Source organism: Vibrio taketomensis (assembly GCF_009938165.1).
Lineage (GTDB): Bacteria > Pseudomonadota > Gammaproteobacteria > Enterobacterales > Vibrionaceae > Vibrio > Vibrio taketomensis.
The window spans coordinates 863,555-876,246 of the sequence record NZ_AP019650.1 but is presented as its reverse complement, the minus strand read 5'-3'; the positions used below and the strand labels follow the sequence as shown (position 1 = coordinate 876,246).

Genomic DNA, 12,692 nt, shown 5'->3' with positions numbered 1-12,692 from the left:
GCTATCGTGTGTTTACCCAATATTCGGGTTCTGTAAGTACATAAATATGGATGTTTTATTTGTTCTACTGCATGTTGCGCTGATCTGGATGTTGGCGGCGGTTACACCTGGCGCTAACGTTCTCTTAACCATCAATACCGCTTTGCATTATGATCGCAAGTTAGCCATGTATTCAGCGTTTGGTGTGAGTACGGCAACTCTTTTTTGGGCATTCTTTGGCGGTTCCGGTCTCGTTATACTGTTTACCTATTTTCCTCAATTGCTAACGGGTATGAAGGTAATAGGCGGTTGTTACTTGCTGTATTTAGGAATACGACAGATTTATTTAACTCGCAAATATAACCGGTTAAATGCATTGGGCGACGCTCATCCCTTGCCCGTCATAACGCGTAAAAAAGTATTTATACTCGCATTTATTACCAGTATCTTAAATCCTAAAACAGGTTTCTTTGTGGTGAGTTTATTTAGCGTTTCCATGCCAAAGCAGATGGACTTAGAAATGATCGCAGCCATCATGATCACCATGGCTTGTATTACGCTCTGTTGGCATGTGTTCCTCTCAGTTGCATTTTCACATCATGCAGCGAAGCGTGTATACGCAAGGTTATCGGGCGCGATAGATTATATAACCGGTGGTTTGTTTACCGTTTTTGGCGTTAAGGTTATGGTTTCTTAGCATAACCAAGTATCTGAGAATATACTCAAGTAACCTCAAGGTGCGAGGTTCAGCGAGAATGACTTGGATTGCAGACAAGGCAATGATTTGAAGATCTAGTTGTTCTAAATCAAAAATCGTTAACGATGTATGCGAGCCAAGTCAACTCGCCCTTTGGGAGCAAGTTACTGCCTCGATTTTTGCGTCAAACTACTCGAAAATAGATGGCTATTTCACTTCGTAGTTTTCCTTAAACTCAAAGCAGTAACAATGCTCTGAATTCTGCATCTTGAAATCACTTGAGTATACATGAATATATAAGCAAGGCAGTTAGAGTAATAAGTATGACTTACGATGAGTTTAATCAGTTTTGTCGAACACTTCCTTCAACAACGTACGTGATGCAATGGGGCGATTCTCACGTGTGGAAAATTGGCGGTAAGGTATTTGCGATAGGAGGCTGGGGTAAAAACAAAAAGCCAGCTTTCACGTTTAAAACATCTGATATGAATTTCGATTTTCTTCGTGAACATGAAGGCTATATTCCGGCACCTTACTTTGCGAGTCGTGGTATGAAATGGATACAGCAGGTTAATACGGCGGGTGATTTAGATGAAGAACTAAAATACTACTTGTCTGAATCTTATCGCATGGTGTCGCAAAGCTTGCCAAAGCGTGTGCAGGCAGAGTTAGGAATCGCACCAAAGGCTCAATGAATTATACCCAAGCACCTTGAGGTTAATTGAGTATGACAGGCCAACTCAATGGGTTGGTCTGTCATGTTTTACATGGTTTTTCTGTATGGCTACAGTTAACTTAGTTTGAACTCGTCTAACTGCGTTTTTAGCGCGTCGGCTTCTGCTTGGTAGCCGTTGACCACATGATTTAACGCGTCCGCTTGGCTGCTGGTTTGATGGGCAATTTCGTTAAGAATATCTACATCTTGGTCGATTGCTTCACACGCTTTAGATTGTTCGGTGGTGGATTGAGCGATAGAGTTAATGTGACTATTGACCTGTTCGATGCTGGTTTCAAGCATCGCGACACTGTCTGTTACGTGTTTGACTGCCTCAAATGTCGCGTCGCTGGCCGCTTTACTTTTCGTCATGCTGTCGACAGAAAATTGTGTTTTCTCACTAATTTTAGCCAGTAGCTTTTCAATATTTTCCGTTGCTTGTTGGCTACGTTGTGCAAGGTCACGTACTTCCGATGAGACCACTGCAAAGCCACGACCATGTTCGCCAGCTCGAGCAGCTTCAATTGCAGCGTTTAATGCTAGTAGATTGGTCTGTTCAGAGACGCCATTTATTGTCTCAACAATCTGGCTGATGCTCTGGGTGTCAGCCGCTAACTCTGTCAGGCATTGTTCCGTAGCGGCTATTTGTGTTGTCAGGCTCTGTACTGAATCAAACGAGCGTTTGCTTTGGGTTTGACAATCTTCTACTCGAAGATTCATCGCTGACGTATCTTGCATAGCGCGCTCTGCGGATTCTGCAATGCCAATGCTTGATTGCGCGAGTTGAGTCATTGCTGTGGCGATATTGTCACATTTGGCTATCGTTGCTAGGCTGCTTTTTTCAAGTTCTTCGGAAGAACTGACGATACGAACGAGACGCTCAGTGTTATGGTCATTGGTCTTTGTTACTTCGAGAAGTAACTGTTTTAAGTTGCCAATCAGCTTGTTTAGATTGTGAGCGATAGACGCGATTTCGTCTCGGCCTTCGCTGTTAACTGTTAATCTTAAGTCTTTGTTTTCAGATATGGTGTTGAGATCATCTTTAATATGACCGACTCGATGGCGCAAGTTATAGACGATTGAAAATAGCAATACAATAATGATTAATGCACTAACTATCGTAGAGACAAATAGAATATTGCGATTGAGTAGGGCTTGTGTTGAAACTGCAGTAGAATAAGAAAGCATGTCAGCTTGAATCGCATTTCTTAATTGGTTAAGTAAGCCAATGCGCGCTGTTGCCATTGGGAACCACTCCGTGGCTTTAGGGCCTTCGATGCTCGTTAAGTCATCACTCTGTGATAGAAATTGAGCTTGTATCGATTCCACGCTTTGCCACGCACTCTGCTGCTGCAATTGAGTCAGTTGTTGAATAAAGTTTTGGGGCATAATGATTTCAGCCGCACGCTTTGCTTCGTCTCCAGACTGGATATAGCCTTTGATGCTGGCAAATGTTTCAGGGGTTGTGCTGCCGCGAGCAAACACTCCGTTGAGCGCGCCTCGAACTTGTCCTGCACGCTCTTTCATCACAATAACGGCCGTCAGCGATTGGCCTAAAGTACTCAGATCTGAATTCTCACTTCTACTGATTAGGATACCGACATTGTCGATGATTAATTGGTTAAGGTTAGAGTAATAGTTAAATGGCGGAATTTCGGGGGCTAATTTGTCTACGCCAGATCTTACACGATTGAGTTGCGTTAACTGAGAAAACACATCTTTCGCTAGACGTTGGGTTAGTTGGCTATCCAAAAGCTCTGAAGAGAAATTTTGTAAATCGTTAACAGCGTTATCGACTTTATTGCGTTGGTTTTGCAAGTTTTTGACGATTTGCGGGTCGCCTCTACTACCGAGAACACCAGCGGTCAGTCCTCTTTCTACGGCCAGATTATGTGCAAGGTCGTCATAATGGATAACCAGTTTGACGAGTTGTTCATCTTGTAATGCAGTTCGTGACTTGTGGTTTAACTCAACAATATCCTGTATGGCTAAAATAATGCTGATAATCAGTGGTATACCTACAACAAGAGACACGATGATATAGAGTGGAAAGCGACGTATTATGGTCTGCATTGTCTAATCTCCCTGACGCGATAGCAAACATATAATGTTATTGTATTGGGGGAATAATTTTGCGTATGTGTAAATGAGCGATATTGGCAATTTAATGCCATTAAAATTGCTATATTGTGATTTTCCTCAAGGTATGTGGATACGCCTTTCATCGACTTTGATATCTATATTTTTGCTGCAGCTTGTGAGTGAGGTCTCGATACAGTAATGCATTGAGTTTTATACATAGCAAGCAGGTAGAGATGAGTGGTAAGTTATGCCGCCTTTAGTGAGCCTATTGATCGCTATACTCAATTTTCTCACATTTATCTTGAAACACCATTTGCATCAAAGGAAAGTAGTGCAGTGAAAAAGCTTTAGATCATTCATTTTTTGTATCAGTTTACTTCCGTTATCGGTTTTTGCGCTCACACTCTCGCAACAAGACGTTCAGCAGATAAAACAAGATATTCATACACTGCAATCAGCGATTGAGACTCACGATGTAGAAAGTGTTCTCAACCTAACTCATGATTCGATTTTCCAAAAAATGGCAAGCAGAGAAACAATGCAAGCCGTACTCGTTGAAACATATGGCAAGTTTGAGCAATTGCAAGTAAAGGTTCATGATTACCAAATTGGTGAATTCGGTCAGGCATATCAAGCCGGCGATGAAATTGCGATATTCGTACCGACTCAGACACTCATGGAAATTCAGCAGCAAAAGATTCAAAGTACGTCATATTTGCTGGCGTTGAAGAATAGAGCAGGTGAGTGGCACTACATTGATGGTTCGGCTTTCAAGCAAGACCCACTACAAATGTGGTTTTTAGTGCCAGACCTTCCGACAGATGTCGTTGTGCCGCCAAGCGAACATAAAGTGATTACTGAATAACAGTTATTTGCCGTGAATAAAAAAGAGCGTCCATTGGACGCTCGTTTTCAATGGAATTCTGGCTAAACATATTCATCGATGTGGTGCATTTTTTTGACCACATTTTCGCCTTGGTAAGTTTTTACCACGACACCGTCTTCATTGCGGATTTGAATTTGATTATGTTGATTGAGTGACGCGTGAAGGTTATCACTCTGATTTTTTAAGCTTTGATCAATGAATGCAGTCGCAGCTTTCAAATTATGCTGTATGTATGGCTTGTATATGGCGTTGTCGATTCTCATAAATTCACCAGCGATCGGCTGCTTTAACCGTATTGTGCTGAATATATCATCAACTTTTTAGATAAGCTATTGATGTTTAGTTGATGAACTTAAATTTTGAACCAAAAAGAGCCCCGAGACATACGGGGCAAGAAGGTTGTTGTAGTTGTATCTTAATGTATTACTGACGTTTGTTGTGAACGCAAGGAGATGCTCATTAACTTGTTTAACCTTAGAAATGAAGTTGAATATTCGCCAGTATGAATATCATTTTTAACCAATTCTTATAGTGAAATGTGATCTCGATTCAACAAATTAGGTGGTGGATTATGATGTAAAACGTTTGCGTGATTTTTTTATTCGGCTGAACGTTTGCGTGAAAAAATGTGATGATTATCTCGAAACTATCGCTATACTTGCCGCCCGGTTATGGGTGTTATCCTACCAATTACAAGCCGTCACATGGACGAGTGAATGACCCCAAGGACAGGACCAGCTGTTAATTCAATGCTTGTAAAGGTAATCATAAGTGAACGTAATTTTTGGTTTGATCGGTGTATTAGTCCTAATCGGATGTGCAGTGCTGTTATCTGAGAGTCGTAAGGCGATCAATTGGAAAACAGTTTCAAGGGCGTTGCTCTTGCAAGTAGGCTTTGCAGCCTTAGTACTTTATTTCCCGTGGGGGCAAGCTGCTCTGGGCAGTTTAAGTAATGGTGTTGCGGGTCTTCTTTCTTTTGCTGATGAAGGCATCAAATTCCTTTTCGGCGATCTCGCCAATTCTGGTTTCATTTTCGCAGTTCGCGTCCTTCCTATTATCATCTTCTTCAGTGCTCTAATTTCTGCTCTCTACTATCTTGGCATTATGCAAAAGGTCATCGAGTTTATCGGTGGTGGTATTCAGCGTTTCCTTGGTACCAGTAAAGCTGAGTCATTAGTGGCAACAGGCAACATCTTCCTATCTCAAGGTGAATCTCCTCTTTTAGTCCGTCCTTTCCTTTCACGTATGACTCGCTCTGAATTGTTTGTGGTTATGTCAGCAGGTATGGCATCGGTAGCAGGCAGTGTTCTAGGTGGTTACGCGGGTCTTGGCGTTGATCTAAAATATCTAATCGCAGCAAGTTTTATGGCTGCGCCAGGTAGCTTAATGATGGCAAAAATCATTGTTCCTGAGACAGGTGTTCCAGTTGATCAAACTGAGATCGAGATGGATAAAGCGCAAGATAGTAACGTGATTGACGCGCTAGCAAGCGGTGCGATGAACGGCATGAAAGTTGCGGTTGCTGTCGGTACCATGTTGATTGCGTTTGTGTCAGTAATCGCAATGGTTAACACTGGTCTTGAGAACCTTGGCGAATTAGCGGGTTTCTCTGGCATTACGTTGCAAGGTATCTTTGGTTACCTATTTGCACCACTTGCTTGGATTATTGGTGTACCAACAAACGAAGTGCTGATGGCGGGTTCGTACATTGGTCAGAAGATTGTAATGAATGAATTCGTTGCCTTCATTGACTTTGTTCAGCACAAGCAACAGCTTTCTGAGCTAACACAAGTTATCGTGACTTTCGCGCTTTGTGGTTTTGCTAATATTGGCTCAATTGCGATTCAGCTTGGTTCAATCGGTGTTATCGCACCAGACCGTCGCTCTGAAGTTGCAAATCTTGGTTTAAAAGCAGTAGCAGCTGGTACGCTTGCGAACCTAATGAGTGCATGCTTGGCGGGGATCTTCTTCCTACTGTAAATCGCTTACGTTTTTTGAAACGTCGTCTTGTACGGCGTTTTTTTTCATCTCAAGAAAACACGCAGACAAAAATAAACTGAAACTGGGTAATTTACTTACCTAAATCAAAGTAATTCGCCATTATCGCCCTAGTATTAACTGTCTTGGCGCAACAGTGCGCAGTTTTTAGAGAAGTTATAGTTATGGATAATCTAGTTTCCCGCTTTTTGCGTTATGTCGCTTTCGATACACAATCAAATCCAAGTAATCAGCAATGCCCGAGTAGTGAAGGGCAAATGACATTTGCCCTGTATCTAAAAAAAGAGCTTGAGCAGCTAGGTTTGAGTGATGTGTCATTAGATGAACATGGTTACCTAATGGCCCGCTTGCCGAGTAACGTGGAAACTCATGTTCCACCAATTGGTTTTATTGCACATATGGATACGGCTCCAGATGCTTCTGGGGAAAACGTCACCCCGCGTGTGGTTGAAAACTATCAAGGTGGCGTGATTACGCTGGGAACGAGTGGTGAACAGCTTTCTCCTGATCAATATCCGGATTTGAATTTGTTACGCGGTCACGATTTGATTGTAACGGACGGAACGACACTCTTAGGCGCAGATAATAAAGCAGGTATTGCTGAAATCATTACTGCTATCGAAATGCTGATCGCTAACCCGTCGTTGCCGCATGGTGATATCTGTATTGGGTTTACCCCAGATGAAGAAATAGGGCGCGGTGCCGATTTATTTGATGTAGAGAAATTTGGCGCTAAATGGGCTTATACGATTGATGGTGGTCCGGTTGGCGAATTGGAGTACGAAAACTTTAACGCATCAAGTGCAGACGTCATAGTCTATGGCACAAACGTCCATCCAGGTACTGCTAAAGATAAAATGGTGAACTCGATGTCTATCGCAGCTCGCTTTCAAACTATGATGCCAGCAGAAGAGACGCCGGAGTGCACTGAGGGCTATGAAGGCTTCTATCACTTGAAATCAGCGTCTATGTCTGTGGCGAAAAGTGAGCTTGGTTACATTATTCGTGACTTTGATAGCGAAGGATTGGCGCAAAGAAAAGCGTTTATGCAAAGCATTACTGACCAGCTTAACGCGGAGTTAACCCGTGGTCGAGTTGAGCTCGTCATTACTGATAGCTATCAGAATATGCGTGAGATGGTTGAGCCTCATCCTCATGTGATCGAGTTAGCGAAACAGGCAATGATGGATTGTGATGTCGAGCCAATGATCAAGCCGATTCGTGGAGGCACAGACGGGGCGAGATTGTCGTTTATGGGGCTGCCGTGTCCGAACATTTTTACTGGTGGCTATAACTTCCACGGTATTCATGAGTTCATTACCGTACAAGGTATGCAACAAGCGGTGAATGTGATTGTAAAACTGGCAGAAAATACAGTAAAAGCGTATCGATAAGATCATGTTGCCTGAGTCACGATAAGCTCACTCAAACCGGGGTAGATGCTTGATGTTACTCGGGTCTATGCACTAGGATTGAGAGGTAGACTCAATCCTAGGAGCATTAAATGAGAATCCTTTTACTGGTTGTTTCCCATCTTGTTTTTGCGGTAGCAGGCTTTGCGCTTGGTATTTACACCCTGCCTATTTTGACTCAACCTGAGTCACCTCCAATGGAAGACATCAAAGCGATTTCTGAGCATGCTTTGTATAGCGCGACTTTTGATAAAGAGCGTATCGATAGTGATTTTCTTCACTGGGGAGAAGGGACAGTGTCTATCAGCGATAAACAAATCGTCTTCTCAGGTGAAATTGCTCCTGGACCTGACTATAAACTTTACCTTTCTCCGGTATTTGTCGAGACAGAGGCTAACTTTAGCCAATACAAGGACACGATGATTCAGATTGGGGATATTAATACTTTCGATCGGTTTAGTTTCAATTTGCCAGAAGCGGTTAATGTTGCAGAGTACAATACGGTGATAGTATGGTGTGAAAGTTTTGGTGAATTTATTACATCAGCGCAATATAGATAGCATTATCGCTAAGTCAGGTAAGGTTAAACCACACACAGGGTAACGCGTGGAGAAAGTACAAGCCGTAATCGATTTTCTTCTTAATCATAAAACCGTTTTTCTATCCTTATTATCGTTTTTATCTCTTTAATTCGCCGTGTCGTGTTGTCAAAGATTCGTGGAGATGTTGCTTTCCTGACCGAGAATCAACGCAAATGGATGTCACGAACCAAAAACGGCTCATTTTCCACGATAGTGATACTGTTGTTTATTCTATGGCAGTCTGAAATCAATGAGTTCGCTTTATCTTTAACCGCCATAGCCGTCGCTGTTGTGGTAGCCAGCAAAGAAATTATTTTATGTTTTACTGGTTCAATTCAGCGCGCGAGTTCTCGCTCTTTTCGTATTGGTGACTGGATAGAGGTGGGGAAGTTATGTGGTGAAGTGATCGAGCACAATATGATGGCAACCGTGATTCAAGAGATCGACCTATATCATGGTCAATACCATTTTACCGGAAAAACAGCGACCTTGCCCAATAGCATGTTCTTTACTTACCCAGTTAAGAATCTGAACTTTATGAAGCGCTATGTGTATCACGATTTTTCGATTGTAGTGAGAGACTTTGTTAACTTATATCCATTATTGCCAGAGCTTACTCATCAAATTGAAGAACATTGCCAAACATTTAGCGAAGTAGCGAGACGATACAACTCTATCATCGAGCGTCACGCTGGTGTTGATTTACCCGGCTCAGAGCCCCATATCCACATCAACAGCACACCGACAGGTGAGCAAAATGTTCACGTAATGATCTTTTGTCCTACCGAGCAAGCAAACCATATTGAACAACTGATACGAAATGACTTTATGGTATTGTATGCAAAGCAATTTAATGAAAATTCAGAACTTATTTCGGATATTTAAACGAAGATCTTTCACGAAAGCGTTTGCGTAAAACTATTAATCGTTTCAATAAATTATCTCAATGGAAGTTTGCTTCCATTGAGAGTACCGTGCGCCTGCTTGCTTATATATCACTCTACATGCTTATAGTGAAGATAGGCAGTCAGTTTGGCGCGTTGATAGACCAACCACCTCTCTCTCGGGGTACCACAAGGAATAATGGAGCGGCGTTTCTATTTGCATGGCTTGCATAACGCAAATAATGAGAAAAAGCCCAACATGAATTTTAAAACTCTCTATCGTTTTATTGAGAATACGTCAGAGAACAGTTACATCAATGGCTTATGTAATGTTTTTGATGCTTTTGCCGATCAGTTTGATTTCTGCATTTTGTATGCTGCTTGGAAATGGCTTAGCAGTGATTGGCTTGCAGGGCTTGGCAGAAAAAATCCTTCTAGCAAGTACCCTAATTTGGAAATTGTTCCCGATTTTACTGGTTGTCTATTACTCCCAGTTTTTGGCGACATTGCATAAAACATCGCGTACCAATGTTATTACGCCATCGCTTCTGATCTACGTAATTTTAGGTCATGAGTGGGGTATGCTGCATCCGGGGACTTTTATTCCTACTAACTATCCGCTTGCGATCATTATTCCTCTTTTAGTCAGTAAGACTACCCAATTGTTGGAGCGCAAGAGATTGTTTATGGAGAGTGAACTGCCAAATGTGGTGGATCAAACCATAAACTTAGTGGGTGCGTGTATCTTTATGGTTGCACTGTACGCCGGTGCTGGTTATTTACTAAAAAACTGGATTCTATCTTTTACCGAATTGGTGAAATTGATTCCGAGCTTAGATGAATACTCACTCAGTGATGGTCTTTTGTATGAACTGGGGCGCAACCTTTTTTGGAGCATGGGCGTTAACGGCCATATTATTTTGGCTCCGTTAAAGAGTGAGCTCTATGAGTTCTCGCTTAAAAGCTATGAGATGCACCAAGCGTTTGGCACTGAACTGCCAATCTTGACCAGTAACTTTTATGATATCTATGCTGGCATCGGTGGTTCGGGTAATACGCTTAGCCTGGTGTTATGTATGCTGTTGTTTACCCAAAACAAAGGTTATCGAACTCTGGCGATGGCAACGTTGGTATTGAGTGTTTTCAATATCAATGAACCGATTTTATTTGGTTTGCCAATTATCTTTAACCCAGTATTAATCATTCCATTTTGTTGGCTCCAATGGCGGGATTAGCCCTGTGGCGACATCATTGGGCTGGGTTGCGCCCGTTTCGACATTTATTAGCTGGATGACGCCTGCGTTTTTTAGTGGCTACATGGCGACAGGCAATGATTGTGCAGCACCGCTACTGCAATTGGTGATTGTGTTGGTTGGCATCGCCATTTATCTACCGTTTTTCAAACAGATGGATAAAGTAGCCGGTACAAATGCGATCTTTACTAAAGGGTTGTCAGATAATTTCTTTAATTACAAAGACCTTGGCAATAGCCCTTCGGTAATTGGTGTGTTACCTCAGATGAGTGCTAACTTGCTGGCTCAACGCCAGATAAGTACCTTGCAAAAAAGTGGTGAATTTGTACTGTTTTATCAACCTCAGTACGATATGAACCAGCAGCAAGTGAACTCGCTGGAAGTACTCATTCGTCATAGAAGTTATGATGGGAAAATCACGCCACCTTGGTTTTTGGCAAGTTTTGCAAAGCTGGGATTAACTTCAGAGCTGGATCTATGGGTGGTGAAACAGGCTCTGCATGAGGTGAGTCCTCTGGCGACTAACCCAGAGTTTAAAGTTTCCATCAACATTTCTCCGGATACGTTTTTGATCGATAACTTTGCTGGCATTGTGACAAGCATGATTGAAAAGAGTAGCTTGTCATTCAGTCAGGTGGAGTTTGAAATTACTGAAGATTTGTTGATTCAAGATGAAGTGAATACTTGGTCGGTACTCCAAGAGCTAAGAAGTAAAGGGATACGCATCGCACTTGATGACTTTGGTGCGGGTTATTCTTCTATCGGTTACTTAAGCCGTTATGAATTCGATAAAGTAAAAATTGACCGTTCGTTGGTGCTGAACTTAGAACAGAAAAACGGTAAAGAGATGTTTAGCCTAACCAGTCAACTGGTACGGGTCACCGGTGCGGAAATTGTGGTTGAAGGGGTAGAACGACAAGAAGAGATTGATTTTATGCGCGAGCAAAATATCAACTTAATTCAAGGTTTCTATTTCTATAAGCCAATGCCGTTTAGTGAAATCAGAGCATTGAATTTATTCGAAGTGAAATCCAATCAATACTAGAAGAAGAGGGCGTATCGCCCTCTTTTTTCATCAATACTAGCGTTGGTAATAACGTTCTTTTAGCTTCAACGCAACGTTAACCAGTGCAATAAGAACGGGTACTTCAATTAGCGGACCGATCACGCCTGCAAACGCTTGGTCTGAGTTCAAGCCAAATACAGCAATCGATACGGCAATCGCTAATTCAAAGTTGTTACCCGTCGCGGTAAAGGCAATGGATGCGTTTTTATCGTATTCAATACCCATGCGTTTACCAACAAAAAAGCTTACAAAGAACATCAATACGAAATAGATCGCTAGAGGGATGGCAACTCGGAATACATCCATTGGCAGTTCAAGAATCATTTCCCCTTTCAAACTAAACATCAAAACGATGGTTGCGAGTAGTGCAATCAATGTAATGGGTGAAATTGCAGGGATAAAATGTTGGTTATACCAAGCCTCACCTTTTGCTTTCACTAGCAACTTACGGCTTAGAAACCCGGCTAAGAAAGGAATACCTAGGTAAATGAATACGCTTTCCGCGATATCCAGCATGGAAATATCCACGGCAAAACCTTGGTAACCAAAGTAAGGAGGTAGCACGGTGATAAACAGCCACGCCATAAAACTATAAGTCACGATTTGGAATGCGCTGTTAATCGCAACCAATGCTGCGCCATATTCTTTGTTACCGCCACCGATATCATTCCAAACCAGTACCATCGCAATACAACGCGCTAACCCAATCAAAATGATGCCGACCATGTACCCTGGATGATCGCCAAGAAACGTGAGTGCTAGTACAAACATCAGGATAGGGCCAACAATCCAGTTCATAAACAGTGACAGTTTGATTGCTTTCTTGTCTTTCTTTACCTTTCCTAACAAGCTGTAATCCACTTTAGCTAATGGCGGATACATCATCAGAATAAGGCCAATGGCCAATGGAATATTGGTTGATCCCACAGACATTGCTTGGTTCCACTCGGCCACTTGAGGGAATAGTGCACCGATTCCGACACCAATAGCCATTGCAAGAAATATCCATAAAGTGAGGTAACGATCCAAAAAGCTCATTTTGGCTTTCGGCGTTGATAGAGCAACATCAGTCATAAAATTAATCCTCGATAATCGTCGATTGACGATAGTTAAAGGCAAAAAATGTCGAGCATTACGAC

9 protein-coding genes and 2 pseudogenes are annotated in these 12,692 nt (G+C 42.2%); 8 read left to right on the top strand and 3 right to left on the bottom strand.

What is annotated here, in order from left to right; translation table 11 throughout:
• Window positions 1-46: 46 nt before the first annotated feature.
• Together Vt282_RS17725 and Vt282_RS17720 are read left to right on the top strand one after the other, a co-directional pair.
• Complete coding sequence (locus tag Vt282_RS17725; RefSeq protein WP_162064255.1) at window positions 47-676, top strand: LysE family transporter; 630 nt, start codon at window positions 47-49, stop codon at window positions 674-676.
• 323 nt (window positions 677-999) lie between these two features.
• Complete coding sequence (locus tag Vt282_RS17720) at window positions 1,000-1,371, top strand: MmcQ/YjbR family DNA-binding protein (RefSeq protein ID WP_162064254.1); 372 nt, start codon at window positions 1,000-1,002, stop codon at window positions 1,369-1,371.
• Window positions 1,372-1,466: 95 nt separating this feature from the next.
• On the opposite strand, the gene Vt282_RS17715 is transcribed toward Vt282_RS17720, so the two are convergent.
• Complete coding sequence (locus Vt282_RS17715; protein ID WP_162064253.1) at window positions 1,467-3,464, bottom strand: methyl-accepting chemotaxis protein; 1,998 nt, start codon at window positions 3,462-3,464, stop codon at window positions 1,467-1,469.
• A gap of 547 nt (window positions 3,465-4,011) precedes the next feature.
• Here Vt282_RS17715 and Vt282_RS17710 point away from each other — a divergent pair.
• Window positions 4,012-4,338, top strand: a complete 327-nt coding sequence (locus Vt282_RS17710) for a hypothetical protein (RefSeq protein WP_162064252.1) — start codon at window positions 4,012-4,014, stop codon at window positions 4,336-4,338.
• A gap of 62 nt (window positions 4,339-4,400) precedes the next feature.
• On the opposite strand, the gene Vt282_RS17705 is transcribed toward Vt282_RS17710, so the two are convergent.
• On the bottom strand, window positions 4,401-4,622 hold the full coding sequence (locus Vt282_RS17705) for a hypothetical protein (RefSeq protein WP_162048257.1): 222 nt from the start codon (window positions 4,620-4,622) through the stop codon (window positions 4,401-4,403).
• Window positions 4,623-5,130: 508 nt separating this feature from the next.
• Here Vt282_RS17705 and Vt282_RS17700 point away from each other — a divergent pair.
• The 5 genes and pseudogenes from Vt282_RS17700 to Vt282_RS21830 all read left to right on the top strand — a co-directional run bounded on the left by Vt282_RS17700 (window position 5,131) and on the right by Vt282_RS21830 (window position 11,532).
• Window positions 5,131-6,339 carry a NupC/NupG family nucleoside CNT transporter gene (locus Vt282_RS17700; protein ID WP_162048256.1) on the top strand — a complete coding sequence of 403 codons (1,209 nt, stop codon included), beginning with the start codon at window positions 5,131-5,133 and terminating at the stop codon, window positions 6,337-6,339.
• 182 nt (window positions 6,340-6,521) lie between these two features.
• Complete coding sequence (pepT, locus tag Vt282_RS17695; RefSeq protein WP_162064251.1) at window positions 6,522-7,751, top strand: peptidase T; 1,230 nt, start codon at window positions 6,522-6,524, stop codon at window positions 7,749-7,751.
• A gap of 110 nt (window positions 7,752-7,861) precedes the next feature.
• Window positions 7,862-8,329 carry a DM13 domain-containing protein gene (locus Vt282_RS17690; protein WP_162064250.1) on the top strand — a complete coding sequence of 156 codons (468 nt, stop codon included), beginning with the start codon at window positions 7,862-7,864 and terminating at the stop codon, window positions 8,327-8,329.
• A gap of 46 nt (window positions 8,330-8,375) precedes the next feature.
• Window positions 8,376-9,235, top strand: a pseudogene (locus Vt282_RS17685) (mechanosensitive ion channel domain-containing protein).
• A 258-nt stretch (window positions 9,236-9,493) separates the two neighbouring features.
• Window positions 9,494-11,532, top strand: a pseudogene (locus tag Vt282_RS21830) (EAL domain-containing protein).
• Between the two features lie 36 nt (window positions 11,533-11,568).
• Here Vt282_RS21830 and arsB read toward each other — a convergent pair.
• Window positions 11,569-12,627 carry an ACR3 family arsenite efflux transporter gene (arsB, locus tag Vt282_RS17675; RefSeq protein WP_162064249.1) on the bottom strand — a complete coding sequence of 353 codons (1,059 nt, stop codon included), beginning with the start codon at window positions 12,625-12,627 and terminating at the stop codon, window positions 11,569-11,571.
• Between the last annotated feature and the right edge of the window lie 65 nt (window positions 12,628-12,692).